The following is a 20,405-nucleotide window of genomic DNA, read 5'->3' on the forward strand; positions in this document are numbered from 1 at the left end:
CAATTGCAACAGGTGCAAACGATTGTTTAAAAAAATACACAGCCTTTGGCGTAGTTTCGCCGTATCCGCGCCAAATGGATTCCTGCTTCTATGAACATAACTAAACTTCTGGTCGCCAACCGTGGCGAAATTGCGATTCGCGTAATGCGCGCCTCCAACGAGCTCAATATTCCCACGGTGGCCGTGTACACCTACGAGGACCGATACTCGCAGCACCGCTACAAGGCCGACGAAGCCTATCAGATTGGCCGCGACGATGAGCCCCTGAAGCCCTACCTCGACATCGAGGGCATCATCCGCGTGGCCAAAGAGAACGGGGCCAATGCCATCCACCCCGGCTACGGCTTTCTCTCCGAAAACGCTACCCTTTCGCGCCGCTGCGCCGAAGAAGGCATCGTTTTCATCGGCCCCCGGCCAGAGGTGATGGAAGCTCTCGGCGACAAAGTGCGCGCCAAGGTCGTGGCCCAGCAGTGCCAGGTGCCCCAGATTGAAAGCAGCGAGGCCGATTTGGTCGACTTCGAAACTGCCCAGGCCGAGGCCCACCGCATTGGCTACCCCGTGATGCTGAAGGCGGCCAGCGGCGGCGGCGGGCGCGGCATGCGCATCATCCGCGACGATGAGCAGATGGAAAAGGGCTTTTTTGAGGCCCGCAACGAGGCGCTGAATGCCTTCGGCGACGACACGGTGTTCCTCGAAAAATTCGTGGAGCGCCCCAAGCACATCGAGATTCAGCTCGTGGGCGACCATTACGGCAACCTCGTGCACCTCTACGAGCGCGACTGCTCGGTGCAGCGCCGCTTCCAGAAAGTGGTGGAGGTAGCGCCCGCTATGGACCTGCCCGACCACCAGCGCCACCTTTTGTATGAGTATGCCCTGCGCATCGGCCGGGCCGTGGGCTACGACAACGTGGGCACCGTGGAATTTCTGGTAAACCCCGAGCACGACCGCATCTACTTCATCGAGGTGAACCCCCGCATTCAGGTGGAACACACGGTGACCGAGATGATTACGGGCGTGGATTTGATTAAAACCCAGATTTACATTGCCGCCGGCTTCAACCTGGCCGACCCCGAAATCGGCCTCGGGCCCGATGTGGTGCCGCTGCGCACGGGCTTCGCGGTGCAGTGCCGCGTAACCACCGAAAACCCGGCCAACGACTTCAAGCCCGACTACGGCACCATCGTGGCTTACCGCTCGGCCGGCGGCTTTGGCATCCGGCTCGATGAGGGCTCCGTGTACCAGGGCGCGGTGGTTTCGCCGTTTTTCGACTCGATGCTGGTCAAAATCTCGGCCCACGCCCCCACGCTGCACGGCGCGGCCCAGAAAATGCTGCGCGCCCTCGACGAGTTCCGGATTCGCGGCGTGAAAACCAACATTCCGTTCCTAAAGAATATCGTTGGCAACAAGGAGTTTCAGGAGGGCCACGCCACCGTCGATTTCATCAAGGACCACCCCGAGCTGTTTGAGTTCGAGAAGCGCCAGGACCGGGCCACGCGCCTGCTCGGCTTCATCGGCGATACGGTGGTGAACGGCAACCCCGATGTGCGCGACCTGCTCGACCCGCGCGCCAACCCGCGCCAGCCGCGCATTCCCGCCTTCGAGTACACCGCGCCCGCCCCCGGCACCAAGCAGAAGCTCGACGAGCTGGGCCCCGAGAAGTTTGCCGAGTGGCTTCGCAACGAGCCCCTCATTCACTACACCGACACCACCCTGCGCGATGCTCACCAAAGCCTGCTGGCTACCCGCATGCGCACCTGGGACATGCTGAAAGTGGCCCGCGCCTACGCCCAGCAGCATCCCCAGACCTTCTCGCTCGAAGTCTGGGGCGGTGCCACGTTCGACGTGGCCCTGCGCTTCCTGCACGAAGACCCCTGGGAGCGCCTCGCCAAGCTGCGCGAAGCCATCCCAAACATCCTCCTGCAAATGCTCATTCGCGGGGCCAACGGCGTGGGCTACAAGGCATATCCGGACAACCTGACGGAGCGGTTCGTGATGCAGGCCGCCGAAACCGGCGTCGATGTGTTCCGCATTTTCGACTCGCTGAACTGGATGAAGGGGCTGGAGGCCTGCATCGGCTTCGTGCGCAACAAAACCGACCGGCTGGCTGAAGCCAGCATCTGCTACACCGGGGACATCATGGACCCGAACCGCACCAAATACACCCTCGACTACTACCTCAAGCTGGCCAAGCAGCTAGAGGATGCCGGGGCGCACATCCTCTGCATCAAGGACATGGCCGGGTTGCTGAAACCCTACGCCGCTACCGAGCTCATTGCCGGCCTGCGCGATACCGTGAAGCTGCCCATCCACCTGCACACCCACGACACCTCGTCGCTGCAGTCCGCCACCTACCTGCAAGCCGTGGAAGCCGGCGTCAACGTCATCGACGTGGCGATGGGCTCGCTCTCGGGCCTCACCTCGCAGCCCAACTTCAACTCGGTGGTCGAAATGCTGCGCCACACGCCGCGCCACCGCGAGTTCAACCAGCATTCTCTCAACGAGTTCAGTAACTACTGGGAGGCAGTGCGCGAGATGTATTATCCGTTTGAGTCGGGCCTGAAAGCCGGTACTTCGGAGGTTTTTCAGCACGAGATTCCGGGCGGGCAGTATTCCAACCTGCGCCCGCAGGCGGCCTCGCTGGGCCTGCTCGATAAGTTTGAGGAAGTGAAGCAGCGCTTCGCCGATGTGAACCAGATGTTTGGCGACATCGTGAAGGTGACGCCCAGCAGTAAAGTAGTGGGCGACATGGCCCTGTTTATGGTCAGCAACAGCCTCACGCCCCAGGACGTGATGGAAAAGGGCGAAACCCTGAACTTCCCGGAGTCGGTGCGCGAGCTGTTTCGCGGCGACATCGGCCAGCCCGAGGGCGGCTGGCCCGCCGAGCTGCAAAAGCTTATTCTCAAGAACGAAACGCCCTTCACCGACCGGCCCAACGAGCATCTGGCCCCGATTGACTTCGATGAGGAGTGGACGGCGTTTCAGGAGAAATTCCCCGGCGGCAAGTTCACCGATATGCTGTCGTCGCTGCTCTACCCCAAGGTATTTGAGGACTATTGGGCCTTCCGCCAGAAGTTTGGCAACGTGAGCAAGGTGCCCACTTCGGCCTTCTTCTACGGCCTGAAATCGGGGCAGGAAACCATCATTGAAATAGCCCGGGGCAAGTCGGTTATCGTGCGTCTGGAGTCGGTGGGCGACATCAACGAAGATGGCTGCCGCACCATCTTCTTCACCCTCAACGGCCAGACCCGCAACCTGCAGGTGCGCGACCAATCGGTGGAAGTCACCAAAATCAGCAACGCCAAAGCCGACAAGGCCAACCCGCACCAGCTGGGGGCCCCGTTGCAGGGCATGCTGAGCAAAGTGCTGGTGAAACCCGGCCAGGCCGTGCCCAAAAACACCCCGCTCTTCGTCATCGAAGCCATGAAGATGGAAACCACCATCACCGCCCCGCAAGACCTGACCGTGGCCGATGTGGTGCTGGCCGAAGGTGCCCGCGTGAGTGCCGATGACCTGGTCCTGACGCTGAACTAGCTTTTGCCTTGAAAAACCTGCTTCTCGCCGGCTGCCTGCTGGCGGCGCTGCCCGTAGCCGCGCAATCCAAATTCAAAGTTAAAGTGAAGCCCGGCCGGGCGGCCGAAACCGAAGTTTCGGCCGCCACGGTAAGCCGCGTCATGCGCACGCTCGCTTCGGACGATATGCAGGGGCGCGGCACCGGCCAGCCCGGCGGCCTGCGGGCGGCGCAGTTTCTGGCCGGCGAGTTTGCGCGCATTGGTCTGCAGCCGCTGCCGGGCCTCAACGGCTTCGAGCAAACGTTTAAGGTGTACCAGACCAAGCCCGGCGCAGCCACGGCCGTGCTCAATGAGAAAGCCTTGCCGCCAACCCAAGTGGCGGTTATTTCCGGCGCGCCGGCCCTGAGCTGGACGAGTGATGACGCTACGCCCGTTGCAGTCGTAACAATAGGGCCGGACCAGACGGAGCGGTGCAAGCTGCTCGCGCTTCGGCGGCCTACTGCCAATACGCTTGTTTTTGTTGATACCGCTCACACCAAACTATTCGGCCAAATTGCCCAATACGCGGCGCGCCCCAAAATAAGCCCGGAGCAGGCGGGGCCATATTCTACCGTGTACGTGCTGGGAGCCAGGCCCTCAACCCTCACTTATCGCATCACCGCCAGCACTGTCGGGCAGCCCATTGAGCTTCGCAACGTGGTGGGCGTGCTGCCCGGCCGCGACCCGCAGCGCAGCAAAGAAAACGTGGTTTTTTCGGGCCACTACGACCATCTAGGCATCGTGAAGTCTTCGGCCGAAGGCGATTCCATTGCCAACGGGGCCGACGACGATGCCAGCGGCACCACCGCCGTAGTAGCGCTGGCCGAGTATTTCAAGAAGAAAAACGACAACGCCCGCCCGCTCATGTTCGTGGCCTTCGCGGCCGAGGAAGTGGGCGGCTTCGGCTCACAATTCTTCTCGAAGCAGCTCGACCCGCAGCAGGTGACGGCCATGTTCAACATTGAGATGATTGGCAAGGAAGCCAAATTCGGCCCCAACACCGCTTTCATCACTGGCTACGACCGTTCCGATTTCGGCCCGCTGCTGCAAGCCAACCTGGCCGGCAGCAAGTTCCGCTTCGAGCCCGACCCGTACCCCGAGCAGAACCTGTTCTACCGCTCCGATAACGCCACCCTCGCCCGCCTGGGCGTGCCCGCCCACAGCATCAGCACCGACCAGATTCCGACCGACAAGCTCTACCATTCCGTTGATGACGAAGTGGAAAGCCTCAATTTGCAGAACATGACGGCCGTCATTCAGGCCATCGCGCAAAGCGCCTCCGGCCTCGCTTCGGGCCGGCAAACGCCCACCCGCATTGCGCCCGAAAGCACCAGCGGCAAGTAGCGGCTACCGCAGGTACACGGCCTCCAGCCGGACTACGGCCGCCCCGGTGGCATCCAGCATCCGCAGCGTATCGCCGCTGATGCGGTAAGTGCTGGCCTGCCCCAGGGCGCGGGTAAAGGCATTTTCCGTGTCAATCGCCGGGCAGGTCATCCGTGTACTCATCAGCGGCGTGAATTTCAGCTCACTGGGATTTTCGCTGAAAAAACTGCCCCGGAAGCGGTTGCAGCTGCCATTGTCCTCGGCCGTGCCATCGGCGCGGAGTAGCAGGTAAGGCTCCCTGGTATCGGCTGGCACGGTGATGGGCTGGCCAGCCAGCTGGCTACCCAGTGCGTTTCGCGCAGTGGTGCGTCGGGCGCGGCGCGGGCGGGTGGGGGAGTGGTGGCGGCCGTTTCCGCAGCGGTGCGGGTTTGGCAACCGGCGGCCAGCAGGGCCAAGGGCAAAAAGGAAAGGTGCATAGCAAACGCGTTGAAAGACTGATTTTATGCAAAAAGGCCTGCGTTACTACGCAGGCCTTTTGCTGAACGTTATTTGCGTAGCGCTTGCCGCCGGTTCTACTTGCCCACTTTAAACGTGAGCCCGGCCCCAATAGTGGACGTGCCGGCCGCCAGTCCGCTCATGGCCTGGCCGGCCGTGATATCGAGGCGCATGGCCGGAATGGGACGGAAATACATCCCCGCCGTGGTGCCGGTAGTAAGGGCCTGGCGGCCATAGCCGTAGGCTTCCACAAAGAAGCCGGCCTTCTCGCTCAGGGGGCCATTGAGGGCCAGCGTGCCCAGGAACTGGCCTTTTTCGATGTCTTTGGTAGTGAGGCCGCGTTGGCTGAAGCCGAAGTTGGCTTCGAGGCCGAACCGCTCGCCCAGCTGCTCGCTCACCAGTAGGCGGCCGCCGGGGCCCCAAGTGGTGCCGCGCAGGCCCGGGCTGCCCGTGCCGGGCACCGCCGACTCTACCAGAATGGCTACCTGCGTACGGGTGTCGTAGTTGGGCGACAGCATGAACTTGGCCCCCACCATCACCGGAGCCCAGCCGCTGGAATCGACGCGGCCGGCTTCGGCCACCCGCGCCGGGCTGTTGTGGAAATAGGGCTGGCTCACGCGCAGCTCCATGCTGTTGAAAAAGCCGATGCGCAGGGTGGCGGCGCTCAGGCTCTGGGCCAGGCCCACGCCGCCAAACTGGCGCTGGAAGCCCGTTTCGAGCTGAAAGCGGCCGGGGCGAAGGACCTGGGCGGTGATGGTTTGGCCGGGCCGGTCGGCGCGAATGTTGCGCACGAACGGGGCATCCACATTGGGGTTGTTTTCGTCCGGCGTGTTCTGGGCCAGGGTGAGGCCGGGGCTGCCCAGCAGGGCGGCTGCGGCCAGCAGAGTGGTCTTGCGCATGGCCATAAAGACCTCCGGGGCTACGGAATAATTCAAATCGGGTTGCGCTTACATAAATTTCTTCCGATAGTACCACGAGCTTGTTTAATAATGCCACCATATGGCTGCATGACGTACTTTTGCGTAGAATACTTCGACGTATGAAAATAACCGCTACTATTGCCTTTGTGGGACTTCTGCTGGCCGCCGGGCCTTTGTTTGCGCAGCAGACTTTCCCGATTTACACGGGCACCGTGCCCGATTCGCAGCCCAGTGCGGTGCAGGAAACCAGCATTACGCTGGCCAACGGCGGCGTGCGAATTTCCAACGTGGTGCAGCCCAGCCTCACGGCTTTTTTGCCGGCGGCGGGCACGGCCAACGGCACGGCAGTCATCATTTGCCCCGGCGGCGGCTATGCCCGGCTATCCATCGACAGTGAGGGCTACGATGTAGCCAAGCGGCTGAATGAGTTCGGCGTGACGGCCTTCGTGCTGAAATACCGCTTGCCCAACGACCAAAGCCAGCCCGATAAGTCTATCGCCCCGCTGCTCGATGCCCAGCAGGCGCTACGCCTCGTGCGCCAGCAAGCCGTCAAATACAGCATCAACCCCGAGCGCATTGGCCTGATGGGCTTTTCGGCGGGTGGGCATCTGGCGGCGTGGGCGGGCACCCAGTTTGCCAAGCCGGTGGGCGATAATGTGGGGCCGACCTCGGTGCGGCCCGCGTTTCTGGTGCTCATGTACCCGGTCATCAGTTTCAGCGATACGCTCCGGCACCCGGCGTCGCGGGATAATTTGCTGGGTAAAACGCCTTCGGCCGAGCAAATCCGGCAGTATTCCAACGAGCTGCAGGTGACGGCCCAGACGCCGCCCACCTTCCTGGTGCACGCCGAGGACGACAAAACGGTGCCCGTCAACAACAGCATCGTGTTTTACCAGGCCTGCCTACGCCACGGCGTGCCAGCCGAAATGCACCTCTACCCCAAGGGCGGCCACGGCTTTGGCCTCAACAATAAAACCACCAAAGACCTCTGGACCGACCGCCTACGCAACTGGCTCGACGCCAACGGTTGGCTCTCAAAATAATGCGCAATATCGTTGCCGTTGGGCTGCTGGCACTGCTGGCGGGCTGCGAGCAGAAACTTCATTCTACCAGGTCGGATGCGCGGGCGATGCCCAGCGTGGTAGTCGCGCCTGCGCCGGAACCGCCGCCCGCCGCCCTGCCGCCCGTGGCCAAACCCAAGCCGCCGCCCGAAATTCCCGGCTGGGCGCTGCCCGCTGCCGCCGATACGATTGTGCTGCTCAACGGCCAGCCCTACCACCTGCTGCTGGCCGCCGAAACCGACTCGACCCACCGCCTCACGGCCACCTACGAGGAAACCCCCGGCCACCCCCGGCGGGTGCGCGGCTTCGAAGGGTACTATACCGTGACGCTGCGTGAGAAAACCGGCCGTCAGATTTTCAGCCGTAAGCTGCGCAAAGCCGCTTTTTTCAAAAAGGCCGGGATTGATGTCGTGACCGAGAGCGAAGCCTACCTGCCGCAGTTTCTGGGCTACAGCCGGCCGCTGGGCGCGCTGGTTTTCACCCTCGATTTTATGGTGCCCGACAGCGACGTGGGCGGCCAGGTAGTGCTGCTGCTGGACCTGGCCGGCAACGTGCTGCGCCTGAGCGAAGGCCGGGGCCCCGGCGGCGGCCCCGAGTGCGAGCCCGCGCTCTCGCCCGATGGCTGGGCCCTGCTCACGGCCTCGGAGCTGCTGCGGCCCGGCCGCCCGCCCATGCGCCTGGAGCGGCCCGATGCCGAACTGGTGGGGGCTTCTTTTCTTAGCGATAGTACTGTGCTGGTGGTGTATGCGCCTGGCAAGGCGCACCTCATCCGCTTTGCCGATGGCCTGGAGGGCTACGGCCGCACGCCTACCGTGCAGCAGCTGCGCGCCCCCAATGCCTTCGTGCGCAATATCCGGACCGGGCGCGTGCTGCGCCGCTTCCACTACCACGGCTTCTACGAGGAAATGGGCTACACCATCCCCAGCTTCCAGCTACGGGCCACAGCCACGCAGTATTTGCTCGATGACAAACGTGGCCTCTACCTGCTGCCGCTGAGCGGCACGGGCGTGCCCGTCGAAATGCGCTTCGCCGCCATGCCGCGCTTCACCCCGCCCAAACGGCTGGCCGAAGTGCGCTTTGAAATAAATAGCGCCGAAACCACCTTCGCCTTCTACGTGGACACCAGCAGCGTGCAGCCGCGCATCCGCTACCAGCGCCTGGCAGAGTAATAGACTTGTTGCGAGCTATTAATCACAGATTTAAGCTGAAATTCCACAAGCCCGCACACACTCCCAGCACGTCATTGTACAGGTTCAAATTATGCAAACGTAATCGGTCTTCCAAAATTCGATAACGTTTCAATCCGCCAATGCTATGCTCTACGGTAATTCGTTCACTTGCTTGTTTTGTATTTATTTCTCGTTGTTCATCGGTGAGTTCTTTCCCTTTCGGCTTTTTGATAGGAATAAAAACTTTCCGGCAAACGTAGTCTTTCGCGAAGCCCAAAAACCCCAGGTCCAACCGCACCTTGAACTTTTTAAACCACTCTTTATCAACTGGTAAAATGCTTTTTAGCACACTGTAGTCGTGGTGTCTTCCGCCGTAACAACGGCTGATAAAACCAATCCAGCGGATGGTCGTTGAAATAACTATCTCTTTTACGGCGTGCATTTTTTTTTACCGCTATAGTAGTCTTTTTGCATCTCTTTATTTCCTGGTCGTTGCTTGCGTTGCTCCGTTCCATCGACCAATAACGTCTCGTGTTCCTGAAAATAGGCTTCAAATTCGGCCACTGTCGTAAATTCCCGCTTTGGCGCATGCCCGGTTTGCTCCAGCGCTTCTTGGAGCACCGTAATGCCTAATTCCTGGTTGCGTTTCGCGTTGGAACCGTCCATCCCACTGACCAATCCCAACAAATCATACGTCAAGTTTGCTTTGAAGCTGAATAGGGTGAAAAGCAGTAATTCTTCTTCTGTTTTAAGGGCTACTTCATACGGCGCAAAAGCCCCACGTTCAATCATATCTGTTCCATTCAACCGAAAATACGCCTGCTTAAAATGCGCCAAAAGCTGCGCAAAACGCTCCGCCGTGAGTCCCGTGGCAGCACGCCATTTACGCGAAGTAGTGAGGTTTTTTACGGAAAAGTTCATGTTCTAAATTTAAGTACAGTTTGTCGAAAATTCCGCACTTCACTCACTTCGCAACAAGTCTAATGTAGCGCGGACTTTTAGTCCGCGTGTGTAGTCCGCGTGTGCGCCATCCACTCGCGGACTAAAAGTCCGCGCTACAACCCAGCCAGCACCTTTTCTATCTCCCCAAACAACGGCCGCGCCCCCGTTTCCGGCTGCCCGCAGCGCCGCTGCAAGTCCCAGAGCGCCGCGACCGCTGCCGGAGCTTTATCAGCCTCATCACAATGCGTCAATAATTCTTCCAGCAGGCAGCCGAAGGCCCGCACCTCCAACCGCTGCAAGGCCTGGGCAGTAGCAATGTCCTCGAAATTAAAGAAGCTGGCCGCGCCGAAATCGCCCAGCAAGGCATTTCCTTCGGCCGTATTCAGAATATTGTGAGCGTATAAATCGCCGTGCATGATGCCCTTTGCGTGCAGGTGCCCGGCGGAAGCCGCAATGCCCTGCGCGATGTTGAGGGCCGCTTCCAGGCTGAATGCAGTACCTGGCTTGTACACGTCGCGGGTGCAGGTGGCCAGGCTGGGCGGCCCGGCCAGGTTGCCAAACACGTCGTCAATCAGCTCCAGTACCAGGCCTTCGGCCCCGGTAGGGTGCCCGCTCACTTTGCCTTCCACCGCAATCAGGTTGGGGTGGGCCCCGGCCGCGATGCAGGCCAGCATTTCGCAGTGGGGGAGGCCGTCGCTGGTCACCGCACCCTTGAATAGCTTCACGGCCACTTCCGTGTCTCCCACGTTGGGCCGCGTCCAACTAGCGCGGTAAATGACGCCGGAGGCCCCTTCACCCAGCTTTTCTTCCACCGCCAGCGTGTCCCAGGCAATGGGGCCGATGCGCTGCTGCGCTTCCACGCGGGCTTCGGCCACCGCGCTAAAGGGGTTGCCCGCGTAGGCCAGCCATGAGAGGCGCGGCAGGGCCAGCAGCCACTGCGGTAGTTCCCGCAGCTCATTGGCGGCAATGCGCAGCAGCTCCAGATTGGTGCACCGGGCCAGGGCTTTGGGCAGTGCGGTGAGGCGGTTTCCCGCCAGCATCAGCTTTTGCAGGTGCTGGCAATTACCAATTTCGGCGGGCAATTCCTCCAGCTGATTATCAGTAAGGATGAGCCAGCGCAGGGCCGGAGTGAGAGCCGCCGCCGGCAGCGTGCGTATCCGGTTGGCCTTGAAGCCCACCATGCTCAGCCGGGGGCATTGGCCCAGCACGGCGGGCACTTCGGTAAACTGGTTATCGGAGCAGAAAAGCACCTGCAATTTGTGCAGTCGCCCGAGGTCGTCGGGCAGCGCCGAAAGGGCGTTGCCGGTAAGGTTGAGGACTTCGAGCGTATCGGCGAGGGCGAAGATTTCGCGGGGAAATTCGGTGAGGCCTTCGGCGAGGTCGAGGCGGGTAACGCCGTGGAGCTGGCCGGCGCGCAGTTGGGCAAGGGTGTGCATGGGGGCAAAGGTCGGTCGGTTTACCCGTCATCAGTGCATTGCTCTTTCGGAGTGTAACTCCGAAAGCGGGCCTGTCGGGGGCTTGCAGCTCCCTCCGCTGCGAAGGCTGCCTAGGCCTCTATTGGGGGCTGCAAGCCCCCAGCAGTTCGGCTTCCGGAGTACAACTCCGAAAGAGCAGCGCCACCCGCTGGCGCGCGTCTGCAGGGATTAAGGCTCAGTTATCGTAATTGCTTCCGCTTTCGACAAAAGAAAGTCTATCAGCTGCATGAAAATGCTTGCCGCTTGCAATGGAGAAGCCAAATTGTTGATGAAATAAATTCCCTCCGGCTCCAAACTGACCATTACGGGTGCCCAATTATCTGCGGGCTCTGCTTTCGCGTTTTGTAGAGAAAGCTCAAAACTTCCGTCTTCTGTCACCGATACAATAAAGCGCTGCTCAAGAAACTGCCGAGTTGCTTGGGTATCGAGCTTCTGACATTTGATGTAGTAGACTTGTTGCGAAGTGAGTGAAGTGCGGAATTTTCGACAAACTGTACTTAAATTTAGAACATGAACTTTTCCGTAAAAAACCTCACTACTTCGCGTAAATGGCGTGCTGCCACGGGACTCACGGCGGAGCGTTTTGCGCAGCTTTTGGCGCATTTTAAGCAGGCGTATTTTCGGTTGAATGGAACAGATATGATTGAACGTGGGGCTTTTGCGCCGTATGAAGTAGCCCTTAAAACAGAAGAAGAATTACTGCTTTTCACCCTATTCAGCTTCAAAGCAAACTTGACGTATGATTTGTTGGGATTGGTCAGTGGGATGGACGGTTCCAACGCGAAACGCAACCAGGAATTAGGCATTACGGTGCTCCAAGAAGCGCTGGAGCAAACCGGGCATGCGCCAAAGCGGGAATTTACGACAGTGGCCGAATTTGAAGCCTATTTTCAGGAACACGAGACGTTATTGGTCGATGGAACGGAGCAACGCAAGCAACGACCAGGAAATAAAGAGATGCAAAAAGACTACTATAGCGGTAAAAAAAAATGCACGCCGTAAAAGAGATAGTTATTTCAACGACCATCCGCTGGATTGGTTTTATCAGCCGTTGTTACGGCGGAAGACACCACGACTACAGTGTGCTAAAAAGCATTTTACCAGTTGATAAAGAGTGGTTTAAAAAGTTCAAGGTGCGGTTGGACCTGGGGTTTTTGGGCTTCGCGAAAGACTACGTTTGCCGGAAAGTTTTTATTCCTATCAAAAAGCCGAAAGGGAAAGAACTCACCGATGAACAACGAGAAATAAATACAAAACAAGCAAGTGAACGAATTACCGTAGAGCATAGCATTGGCGGATTGAAACGTTATCGAATTTTGGAAGACCGATTACGTTTGCATAATTTGAACCTGTACAATGACGTGCTGGGAGTGTGTGCGGGCTTGTGGAATTTCAGCTTAAATCTGTGATTAATAGCTCGCAACAAGTCTAGTATTCTTTGCCCATTTTTGAAGGGTCGTTTCTTGTGATATTTGAAAAATATGCAACACCTAACAATTGCTGACCGACTGAAAGAAACTTCAATCCGAGGGCGGGTAGCCTTTGGTATTACTTGTCTGGAAATATATTTCGAACACCTGAATCTGCAAGATGATACTTTGGTGAAAGGGCTTTTGGAAAAGATGTGGGAGTTTGTTTCATCCAACTCATTAGATAAATGGGAGTATGAGATTAAAGGATTTTTACCAATTATTGTCTTAAATAGTAGCGCCAGCGAGAAATTCGAAAACGTCTCTTTTTTGAAACATTCGCAGTCCAAAGCGTATGAGAAGATGTACCTGTCTCTCCCAGAAACATTGGTCACAATGATAGATACAGTTGCAGATATTGGCTTTGATAATTTGTATGCAGGTACTACTGGTTACAGCAAAGGCACATTTGATGAAACAATGAGTGTAATTGATTTGATGAATGAATCACAATTGCCATTACCTGATTTAGCTCGGTTTGAAAGGTCGGAATTTTCGGAATTCCATGGCTGGGGAGATGCAGTAAATAAGGAGTTTTTCGCAGCTTAACCCCTCATACCTCCACCACTTCCCCCGTCCCGAAGTAATAGATAACCCCGCGCACTTCCGCGTACCCCAATTGCTCGAATAGTGTGGCATAATTCCGCAGCAGCCGCTGGTGTTTCTCCTGCGGCGGGGGCAGGCGGAAATCGAGCAGCGTGACGCGGCCGCCGAGGCGGTGGTGGGCTTCGAGGGAGGGTTCGAGCACCACGCGGTCGGGCTTGTAGTCGCGCAGCTTCACGCCGCCCACCAGGATTTCGCGCTCCGTTTCCACGCTCAGGTGCGGGGCGAAGTAGGGGGCCAGGCGTGGGTCAGTCACCAGCCGTTCCAGACTAGCCACCAGCGCGGGCCGCTCTTTGGCGCTCAGGATGCCTTCGGCCACGAGCTGGCCGGCTACCCGGTCCACATCGGCCGCCGTGAGCAGGCGGCGCAGGGCAAAGTGCAGCTTGCGGTCCCACTCGCCCTGGGCCTTTTGTTCGTCAAAATCGAAGAGCGTGGTGGCGTGGCGGCGCAGCTTCAGGCGGTCTTCCCAGGGCGCGGCGGCGAGGTTCGTTAAGTTGTAATTGTTAGTTGTTAGTTGTTTGCTATTAGGTTTTTGGATGGCTGGGGTGCCTTGTGATACTACAAAGGATACTTGCTCATCTTGCCATTCGCCCCGGCCCAGCAGGTAGCCATGCAGCAGGTCGGCCACGGTGCGGGCGGCGGCCATGGGGGCCGCTGCGTCGGTTTCTTCCGTCGTCTTGGCGCTTTTCTTGTCCTCAGGTTTTTTGCTGATGATGTAGAGGCGGTGGCGCGGCCGGGTGAGGGCCACGTACAGCGTATTTAGCCCTTCGAGAAAGGTTTTTTCGCGCTCCTCGTCGTACTGCGTTCCCAGAGCTGTTTGCTGCATGGTCTGGCTTAGGCGCACCACTGCTACTTCGGGCATATTTTCCAGCGGCTTTTGGTCGGTTTCGAGATGGCCCCAGAGCAGGGTGCCCCGGTGCGGCTCCAGGCTCCAGTCGGCAAACGGCACAATCACCACCCCATACGCCAGGCCCTTGGCTTTGTGCACCGTGGTGATGGTAATAGCCGCCCGCCCGCCCGGCGCGTTGATGCTAACTCGCCCCTTGCGTTCCTCCCAGTGCGTGAGGAAATTGCCCAAATTGTTGCCGAATTTCAGGCTGTATTCCAGCGTCAAATCCAGGAAGCGGAACAGGTACTCGCTCTCCCCATTCCGCCCCAGCAGCCCGAACAAGTTCAGCAGCCGCTCGGCAAGCTCATAGAGGCCGAGGTTGCCGGTTTCCTTCTCGTTCACATCGTAGCCCAGCTCGCGCAGCTCATCAAAAAACGACGTGCCGCCCGCCGCATTCGCCACCGTGGCAATGTGCCGGGCGCGCGCCGGCGTGGGGGCCAGCCCGCGCACCACCTTATCCACCAGCAGCAGGGCTTCGGCCCGCGCCAGCGTGTCGGCCGGCTGATGCAGCACCCGCAAAATACTCACCAGCAGGTTCACCACCTCCGCAAATTCCAGCGCCAGCGAATCGGCCGAAATAATGGCATAGCCCCGCTCTTTCAGGAACTTGGCAATAATTTTACTGGCGTAGCGCGTGCGGCACAGTACCGATATATCCTGGAGCTCATACCCGTCGCGCAGGACCTGTTCCACCAACTGCAGGGTGAGGTAGCAGGTGCTTTCGTCGTAGCCCAGCAGCGCCTCCGGGGCGTGGCCGGGGAGGGGCGAGGTGGTATAGATGCCGGTGCTCGGGTCATAGATGAGGGCCGGGGCGTCCTTTTGGGTGAATAATAGCTCCACATGCCCGCTCACGCCCCCCGCCGGAACCTCACCCCCTGACCCCCTCTCCAAAAGAGAGGGGGCACCGGAAATGCTTCCAGCGGAATCGTCCTCACGAGCCGGTGCCCCCTCTTTTTTGGAGAGGGGGTCAGGGGGTGAGGTTGACGTGGGCGCGGCTCCGGGCGCCTCCTGCCCAAAATGCGCATCATAAATCCCCGTCACCAGCCCCAGCGCCTCGTGCCGCGCGCTTACCGCCTCAAAAAACGAGTTGTTAAACGCAATAATCTCCCGCGCCGACCGGTAATTTACCTGCAAGGCCTTCGCATCTAGCTTGCCCGCGAAAGACGCATACCGCCCCCGCAGCAGCTCGCGCATCTCCGGTTCCCGGGCCCGCGCCGCCAGCGCCTCCGTGTTGCCCTGATGCAACCGCAGAATCTGCTCCATCTCGCCCCCACGCCAGCGGTAAATAGCCTGCTTGGCATCGCCTACCGCCAGGCTGCTGTGCCCATTCGCCAGTGTATTTTCCACCAGCGGCAGCAGGTTATTCCATTGCAAGACCGACGTATCCTGAAACTCGTCAATCAGAATATGCTCGTATTTCTCGCCCAGCCGCTCGTATAAAAATGGCACCGGTTCCGTTAGCACAATGCTGGCAATGCGCCGGTTAAATTCCGAAATCAACACCACGTTGCGCTCGCGGCTGATTTGTTCCACTATTTTATTTAATTCACTCAGCAGCGAAGCGTGAAATAAATACGGCTGCATTGCTGCCAGCAACGTGTAATTCGGCAGGTATTCGGCCCGCATTTTGTCCAGCGTGGTTACCAGCGCCGTCAGCGGCTCGCGCACCGCATCTACGCGGGCTTTGTCGGCGGGCGATTTAATTTTCCCGCCGTGCCATTTATCCTCGGCCAGCGTTTTGCGCACGTAGCTGTTCGGCCCCGCGTCGGCCTGCAGCAGCGCCACGCCCTTCTGCACGTACTGGCCGATGCCGCTTTTGCCGTAATAAAGGTCATCCACGCTCACATCGGCCTGCTCCAGAATTGCCGCGCCCACCTCCTGCGTCTGCGCAAATGCCGCCTCAATCTCCCCCCGCCGCGTCCGGATTTCCTTGTCCAGCCGCCGGAAATCGGCTAGGCTCAGCTTGTCCAGTTGCGCCACCGCCTCCTGCACCGTCTCATTAAATAGCACCCGGCCAAACCCCGCCAGCTCCTCGGGCAGGCGGCTCCAGCTTTTGCCCTCCTCGGCCTGCCCCAGCGCATATTCCGCCAGCGTCTGCGACAGTAGCTTGCTGTTCGGGTCGCGGTTCACCTTGTCCAGCAGCGCGGCCACCGCGCTTTGCAGCACGCTGTCCGTATCCAGCTCTACCTCAAACGTGGCCGGCAAGCCCAGCTCCCGGGTAAACGCCGTCACAATCCGCTGCACAAACGAGTCAATCGTGCTCACCCCAAAATCGGCATAGTGGTACAGCACCAGCCGGAACGTGGCTGCCGCCCGCCGCCGCACCTCCGCCGCCGGCAGCTTCAGTTCGGCCGCAATGTCGGCCAGCAGCGTATCTGTTTTGCCCTCCCTGGGGTAGGCAAAATCCCGCAGCGCATCCACAATGCGGTGCTTCATTTCCCCCGCCGCATCGTTGGTAAACGTAATGGCCAGCACCCGCTTGAAATACGCCGGGTCGTCGGCCCCCAGCGCCAGCAGCAGGTATTCTTTCGTTAATTGGTACGTCTTGCCGGAGCCGGCCGAAGAGGAGTAGATGCGGAAGGAGGGAGGCATTAAGAAAGCACGTTGTGAATTGAACTGTACAAAATCAAACTAAATATGTCGATTTTCGGGCTGTTTGCTGATGATAAGAAATATTCCAAGAATGTTCAGGGTAGAGAAATGCTGCGTAATAACTTGGGGTTTGAGCATTTCTATTGGTATCCACTGCACGACCCTAAGCCGCTTAATTCGGAATATTTCGAAGAGGACGTTTTCCTTGAAAAATTCGGTATCGAAAAGCTTGTTGCATTAATAACCCAACTTGGATTCGATAGATTGAATGTCATCACTGAAACTGAAGAGGATGAAAAAATCAATATTAATGAATTAGAAGAATATTCTGGGATTGAGAAAATATATTTCGATGAGAAAGGAGAATGGGCAATCTACTTTTCTCATGAAAATACGGTCATGTTCATTGGACCAATAATCACAGACTCACTCAAGGCAAATTGGAGTAACTGGAAAGATTTCAGTGACCCGTGGGAGAGCAGTTAAGGATTTGTCGAAACGGTCAGCCAACTCACCATCTCTGCCGTTACACGTACTGGCCTGCCGCTCTTGGGGTCGAGTAGTACCCAAGTCGTTTCCGCCTCGCACAGCAGCACGCCATCGGCGGCGCGGGTGAGGCGGGTGTAGCGCAGCGACGTGGCCCCGCTGGTTTCGCCCACCCAGGTGCTGGCCCGCAGCGTCTCGCCCGCGAAGGCCGATTGCAGGTAGCGGATGCGATGTTCGCGCACTACCCAAATAATCTGGTCGTGCAGCTCGGCGGGGCAAATGCTCAGCCAGTGCGCGCCGGCCACATCCTGTACCCAGCGCACGTATTCGACATTATTGGCGTGGCCCAGCGCATCAATGGCACTGGTCGGAACTTGAAAATCGTGCGAAAAAGCGTGGGCGGGCGCGTCGGGCATACTGTATGTATATAGGGGAGCGCGCAAAGGTCGACATTCATTGAAAAAAAATACCTATGGACTTGGTCATTTGGAAATTATGCCTATCTTTGATGCAACCTAAGAAACCAAGCCACGGTGGCCCAAAAGCTTAGGGAAACCCACAACACAACCACCATGCCCACCGGAACGGTAAAATTCTTTAATGAGACCAAAGGCTTTGGTTTCATCAAAAACGACGAAACTGGCGATGACATTTTCGTACACATCAGCGACTTGCAAGTAAGCTCGATTCGCGAAAATGACAAAGTTCAATTCGAAGTGGCTCAGGGCAAAAAAGGCCCGAACGCTGTGAAAGTGACGCTGGTTTAGTCCTGTCCTAGCTTTGTTCTTAATAAGAAAGCCCGCCTCCTGGCGGGCTTTTTTTATGCCCGTTTGGTGACATTGAACAAATCCAGAACGTCATGCTGAGCGTAGCCGAAGCATCTCGCGTGTGGTAGTGACTCAATCGTTAAAAGGATTAGTGGCGGCACGCGAGATGCTTTGGCTACGCTCAGCATGACGTTCCAACAGGGGTTCTAAAATTCATTTCAGCTATTGTCTAGCTTTTCCAAAAAATAAATCCTACCTTTGCACCCGCATTTGAGGACGGCCCAAGTCCGCGCAAGCCCGAGAGAGGCGCTAACGCATTGGCCGCGTAGTTTTTTGGTTGTTTTTTCCCGCCTGATTGTGACAAGGTAGAAGGAGGGGAAACGTCGCTGAGTACGGCTGTTTTCAGAGCTGAGTCTCTTTTTCCCCCCCTTATCAACTCCAATCATGGAAGCTGAAAAAATTGTAGTTCGCTTTGACGAACTGAACCTCTCTGAGGAAGTACAACGCGCCATCACCGAGATGGGCTACGAGGAAGCTTCGGCCATTCAGGCCGCTGCTATTCCCGTGCTGCTCGCTGGCAAAGACGTTATCGGCCAGGCCCAGACGGGTACCGGCAAAACCGCTGCCTTCTCCATTCCCGCCATCGATAATATCGATACCGAGAGCAAAGACGTGCAGGTATTGGTGCTCTGCCCCACCCGCGAACTCGCGGTGCAGGTTTCGGGCGAAATCCAGAAGCTGGGCAAGTATAAGCGTGGCCTGATGGTGGTGCCCATCTACGGCGGCAGCCCTTACGACCGTCAGCTCCGCGCCCTGGAGCGTGGTGTACAGATTGTTATCGGTACGCCCGGTCGCATCATGGACCACATCGAGCGTGGCACCCTGAAGCTGGAAAACACTACCAAAATCATTCTGGATGAAGCCGACGAAATGCTCGACATGGGCTTCCGAGACGACATCGAGTTCATCCTGAGCAAGATGCCCAAGGAGCGCCAGACGGTGTTCTTCTCGGCCACGATGAGCAAGCCCATCATGGAGCTCACCAAGAAGTACCAGCGCGACCCGCAGGTAGTGAAGGTGAACCATAAGACGATGACGGTGACCAACATCGAGCAGAGCTACTTCGAGGTGCGCGGTCCCCAGAAAAAGGACGTCCTGACCCGCATCCTCGACATGTACAACCTGAAGTCGACCATCGTTTTCGCTAACACGAAGCGGATGGTGGACGAAATTGTGGCCGACCTGCAAGCCAAAGGCTACTTCGCCGAAGGTCTGCACGGCGACATGGGCCAGCAGCAGCGCCAGAACACGCTCGATAAATTCCGCAAGTCGACCATCGAAGTGCTGGTTGCGACCGACGTAGCCGCCCGCGGCATCGACGTAGATAACGTGGAAGCCGTATTCAACTACGACCTGCCGGCCGACGAAGAATATTACGTACACCGCATTGGCCGCACGGGCCGCGCTGGCAAGTCGGGCAAAGCCTTCACGTTCGTGAGCGGCCGCGACATTTACAAGCTGCGCGACATCATGCGCTTCACCAAGGCCGACATCAAGTTGGCGCAGGTGCCGTCGTTTGCCGATGTTTCGGAAGTGAAAACCACGCTGTTCCTGAACCAGATTAAGGAAATCGTGGAGAAAGGTAACCTGGAGAAGTACGTGGGCCGCGTGCAGCGTCTGCTCGACCAGAGCGAGGAAATCACTTCGCTCGACATCGCCGCCGCGCTGCTGAAAATGACCATGAAGGAGGATAAGAGTGCTCAGCAGAGCCTCGACGCCAGCAAGGCCGCCGGCCAGGCGCGCCCCGGCTACACCCGCCTGTTCGTGACGATGGGCAAGAAAGACCGGATTCACCCCCGCGACATCGTGGACCTGATTTCGGAATCGAGCAACCTGACCGGTGCCAAAGTAGGCGATATCGCCCTCTACGACAAGTTCAGCTTCGTGGAAGTACCGTCGGAATACGCCGATGAGATTGTGGGTAAACTGGGCCGCACCAGCATCCAGGGCACTCCGGTTAGCTTCAGCATCGCTACTCCCGTGCAGGAAGGCGCCGCTAAAGAGGAAGGTTTCAACCGCACGGGCGGCACGGGTGGTCCCGGCGGCTTCGGCGGCGACCGCGAGCGTCGTCCCTTCAACGGCGGTGAGCGTCGTGAGGGTGGCAGCGGCTACGGCGGCGGCTACAAAGGCGGTAACCGTGGTGGTGGCAGCTTCGGCGGTGGCGAGCGTCGCGAAGGTGGCAGCGGCTACGGTGGTGGCTACAAAGGCAACCGCGACGGTGGCAGCGGCTACGGCAACAAGCCCAGCTACGGCGGTGGCGAGCGTCGCGAAGGCGGCAGCAGCTACGGTAACAAGCCGGCCTACGGCAACAAAGCCAGCTACGGCGACAAGCCCAGCTATGGCAACAAGCCGAGCTACGGTACGCCCCGCGAGTATGATACCCGTCCGGCACCCCGTACTCCCCGCAACGAGAGCTTCGACGAATAAAGACTGCAGATTCTAAAGAATCAGTCGGACAAGTACGGATTCGGTCGGGTTATTGCAACCCGGCCGATATCCACCAGTTTAGGTAGTTGTTCGTTATATGTTTATTGTTTGTTGGTGATAGTTAGGATACCTGTATTGTTAACGTCAGTGCTATAAAAAAGGCCCCTCGATTATTCGAG

Annotated in this window: 17 protein-coding genes; 10 read left to right on the top strand and 7 right to left on the bottom strand. The window is 58.2% G+C overall.

All coding sequences use genetic code 11. The features are described from left to right. The first annotated feature begins 90 nt into the window (after positions 1-90). Both KQ659_RS09035 and KQ659_RS09040 read left to right on the top strand, forming a co-directional pair. Positions 91-3,531 (top strand): pyruvate carboxylase, encoded by a 3,441-nt coding sequence (locus tag KQ659_RS09035; RefSeq protein WP_216689087.1) that lies wholly within the window; start codon positions 91-93, stop codon positions 3,529-3,531. Between the two features lie 8 nt (positions 3,532-3,539). Further along, complete coding sequence (locus tag KQ659_RS09040) at positions 3,540-4,892, top strand: M20/M25/M40 family metallo-hydrolase (RefSeq protein WP_216689086.1); 1,353 nt, start codon at positions 3,540-3,542, stop codon at positions 4,890-4,892. Positions 4,893-4,895: 3 nt separating this feature from the next. Here the strand turns inward: KQ659_RS09040 and KQ659_RS09045 are convergent, their stop codons facing one another. After that, the gene (locus KQ659_RS09045) at positions 4,896-5,306 is read right to left on the bottom strand and encodes an META domain-containing protein (RefSeq protein ID WP_216689085.1); all 411 of its coding nucleotides are present in this window, start codon (positions 5,304-5,306) and stop codon (positions 4,896-4,898) included. A gap of 137 nt (positions 5,307-5,443) precedes the next feature. After that, positions 5,444-6,265 carry a transporter gene (locus tag KQ659_RS09050; RefSeq protein ID WP_216689084.1) on the bottom strand — a complete coding sequence of 274 codons (822 nt, stop codon included), beginning with the start codon at positions 6,263-6,265 and terminating at the stop codon, positions 5,444-5,446. A 140-nt stretch (positions 6,266-6,405) separates the two neighbouring features. On the opposite strand from KQ659_RS09050, the gene KQ659_RS09055 reads away from it, so the two are divergent. Continuing rightward, positions 6,406-7,329, top strand: coding sequence for an alpha/beta hydrolase (locus KQ659_RS09055; RefSeq protein ID WP_216689083.1), 924 nt, complete (start codon positions 6,406-6,408; stop codon positions 7,327-7,329). Further along, the gene (locus tag KQ659_RS09060; RefSeq protein ID WP_216689082.1) at positions 7,329-8,516 is read left to right on the top strand and encodes a hypothetical protein; all 1,188 of its coding nucleotides are present in this window, start codon (positions 7,329-7,331) and stop codon (positions 8,514-8,516) included. The genes KQ659_RS09055 and KQ659_RS09060 overlap by 1 nt, the downstream gene beginning before the upstream one ends. Before the next feature lie 22 nt (positions 8,517-8,538). Here KQ659_RS09060 and KQ659_RS09065 read toward each other — a convergent pair whose 3' ends face one another. The 3 genes from KQ659_RS09065 to KQ659_RS09075 all read right to left on the bottom strand — a co-directional run bounded on the left by KQ659_RS09065 (position 8,539) and on the right by KQ659_RS09075 (position 10,894). Next, the gene (locus KQ659_RS09065) at positions 8,539-8,958 is read right to left on the bottom strand and encodes a transposase family protein (protein ID WP_216680677.1); all 420 of its coding nucleotides are present in this window, start codon (positions 8,956-8,958) and stop codon (positions 8,539-8,541) included. Further along, the gene (locus tag KQ659_RS09070) at positions 8,946-9,437 is read right to left on the bottom strand and encodes a transposase family protein (protein WP_216680531.1); all 492 of its coding nucleotides are present in this window, start codon (positions 9,435-9,437) and stop codon (positions 8,946-8,948) included. Before KQ659_RS09070 ends, KQ659_RS09065 begins: the two co-directional genes overlap by 13 nt. 134 nt (positions 9,438-9,571) lie before the next feature. Further along, entirely contained in the window at positions 9,572-10,894 is a 1,323-nt protein-coding gene (locus tag KQ659_RS09075) for a leucine-rich repeat-containing protein kinase family protein (RefSeq protein WP_216689081.1), read from the bottom strand. 549 nt (positions 10,895-11,443) lie between these two features. Between KQ659_RS09075 and KQ659_RS09080 the strand changes: the two genes are divergently transcribed. The 3 genes from KQ659_RS09080 (at position 11,444) to KQ659_RS09090 (ending at position 12,951) form a co-directional block, all read left to right on the top strand. Then, positions 11,444-11,935 carry a transposase family protein gene (locus KQ659_RS09080; protein ID WP_216680531.1) on the top strand — a complete coding sequence of 164 codons (492 nt, stop codon included), beginning with the start codon at positions 11,444-11,446 and terminating at the stop codon, positions 11,933-11,935. Beyond that, on the top strand, positions 11,923-12,342 hold the full coding sequence (locus KQ659_RS09085) for a transposase family protein (RefSeq protein ID WP_216680677.1): 420 nt from the start codon (positions 11,923-11,925) through the stop codon (positions 12,340-12,342). Before KQ659_RS09080 ends, KQ659_RS09085 begins: the two co-directional genes overlap by 13 nt. A gap of 72 nt (positions 12,343-12,414) precedes the next feature. Next, entirely contained in the window at positions 12,415-12,951 is a 537-nt protein-coding gene (locus KQ659_RS09090; protein ID WP_216689080.1) for a hypothetical protein, read from the top strand. A 4-nt stretch (positions 12,952-12,955) separates the two neighbouring features. On the opposite strand, the gene KQ659_RS09095 is transcribed toward KQ659_RS09090, so the two are convergent. Next, entirely contained in the window at positions 12,956-16,486 is a 3,531-nt protein-coding gene (locus tag KQ659_RS09095) for a UvrD-helicase domain-containing protein (protein ID WP_216689079.1), read from the bottom strand. Positions 16,487-16,531: 45 nt separating this feature from the next. Between KQ659_RS09095 and KQ659_RS09100 the strand changes: the two genes are divergently transcribed. After that, positions 16,532-16,972, top strand: coding sequence for a hypothetical protein (locus KQ659_RS09100; RefSeq protein ID WP_216689078.1), 441 nt, complete (start codon positions 16,532-16,534; stop codon positions 16,970-16,972). Here the strand turns inward: KQ659_RS09100 and KQ659_RS09105 are convergent. After that, entirely contained in the window at positions 16,969-17,388 is a 420-nt protein-coding gene (locus KQ659_RS09105) for an acyl-CoA thioesterase (RefSeq protein WP_216689077.1), read from the bottom strand. The genes KQ659_RS09100 and KQ659_RS09105 overlap by 4 nt on opposite strands. A gap of 156 nt (positions 17,389-17,544) precedes the next feature. Between KQ659_RS09105 and KQ659_RS09110 the strand changes: the two genes are divergently transcribed. Further along, positions 17,545-17,739 carry a cold-shock protein gene (locus KQ659_RS09110; RefSeq protein WP_168673032.1) on the top strand — a complete coding sequence of 65 codons (195 nt, stop codon included), beginning with the start codon at positions 17,545-17,547 and terminating at the stop codon, positions 17,737-17,739. A gap of 444 nt (positions 17,740-18,183) precedes the next feature. Then, the gene (locus KQ659_RS09115; protein WP_216689076.1) at positions 18,184-20,226 is read left to right on the top strand and encodes a DEAD/DEAH box helicase; all 2,043 of its coding nucleotides are present in this window, start codon (positions 18,184-18,186) and stop codon (positions 20,224-20,226) included. The last annotated feature ends 179 nt before the right edge of the window (positions 20,227-20,405 follow it).

This window comes from Hymenobacter siberiensis, assembly GCF_018967865.2.
Taxonomy (GTDB): domain Bacteria; phylum Bacteroidota; class Bacteroidia; order Cytophagales; family Hymenobacteraceae; genus Hymenobacter; species Hymenobacter siberiensis.

Excerpts from the sequence above, each read along its gene's own strand:
- KQ659_RS09050 (WP_216689084.1), bottom strand. The coding sequence starts at position 6,265 with ATGCGCAAGACCACTCTGCTGGCCGCAGCCGCCCTGCTGGGCAGCCCC.
- KQ659_RS09035 (WP_216689087.1), top strand. The coding sequence starts at position 91 with ATGAACATAACTAAACTTCTGGTCGCCAACCGTGGCGAAATTGCGATT.
- KQ659_RS09100 (WP_216689078.1), top strand. The coding sequence starts at position 16,532 with ATGTCGATTTTCGGGCTGTTTGCTGATGATAAGAAATATTCCAAGAAT.
- KQ659_RS09085 (WP_216680677.1), top strand. The coding sequence starts at position 11,923 with ATGCACGCCGTAAAAGAGATAGTTATTTCAACGACCATCCGCTGGATT.
- KQ659_RS09070 (WP_216680531.1), bottom strand. The coding sequence starts at position 9,437 with ATGAACTTTTCCGTAAAAAACCTCACTACTTCGCGTAAATGGCGTGCT.
- KQ659_RS09075 (WP_216689081.1), bottom strand. The coding sequence starts at position 10,894 with ATGCACACCCTTGCCCAACTGCGCGCCGGCCAGCTCCACGGCGTTACC.
- KQ659_RS09115 (WP_216689076.1), top strand. The coding sequence starts at position 18,184 with ATGGAAGCTGAAAAAATTGTAGTTCGCTTTGACGAACTGAACCTCTCT.
- KQ659_RS09080 (WP_216680531.1), top strand. The coding sequence starts at position 11,444 with ATGAACTTTTCCGTAAAAAACCTCACTACTTCGCGTAAATGGCGTGCT.
- KQ659_RS09065 (WP_216680677.1), bottom strand. The coding sequence starts at position 8,958 with ATGCACGCCGTAAAAGAGATAGTTATTTCAACGACCATCCGCTGGATT.
- KQ659_RS09055 (WP_216689083.1), top strand. The coding sequence starts at position 6,406 with ATGAAAATAACCGCTACTATTGCCTTTGTGGGACTTCTGCTGGCCGCC.
- KQ659_RS09095 (WP_216689079.1), bottom strand. The coding sequence starts at position 16,486 with ATGCCTCCCTCCTTCCGCATCTACTCCTCTTCGGCCGGCTCCGGCAAG.
- KQ659_RS09090 (WP_216689080.1), top strand. The coding sequence starts at position 12,415 with ATGCAACACCTAACAATTGCTGACCGACTGAAAGAAACTTCAATCCGA.
- KQ659_RS09110 (WP_168673032.1), top strand. The coding sequence starts at position 17,545 with ATGCCCACCGGAACGGTAAAATTCTTTAATGAGACCAAAGGCTTTGGT.
- KQ659_RS09105 (WP_216689077.1), bottom strand. The coding sequence starts at position 17,388 with ATGCCCGACGCGCCCGCCCACGCTTTTTCGCACGATTTTCAAGTTCCG.
- KQ659_RS09060 (WP_216689082.1), top strand. The coding sequence starts at position 7,329 with ATGCGCAATATCGTTGCCGTTGGGCTGCTGGCACTGCTGGCGGGCTGC.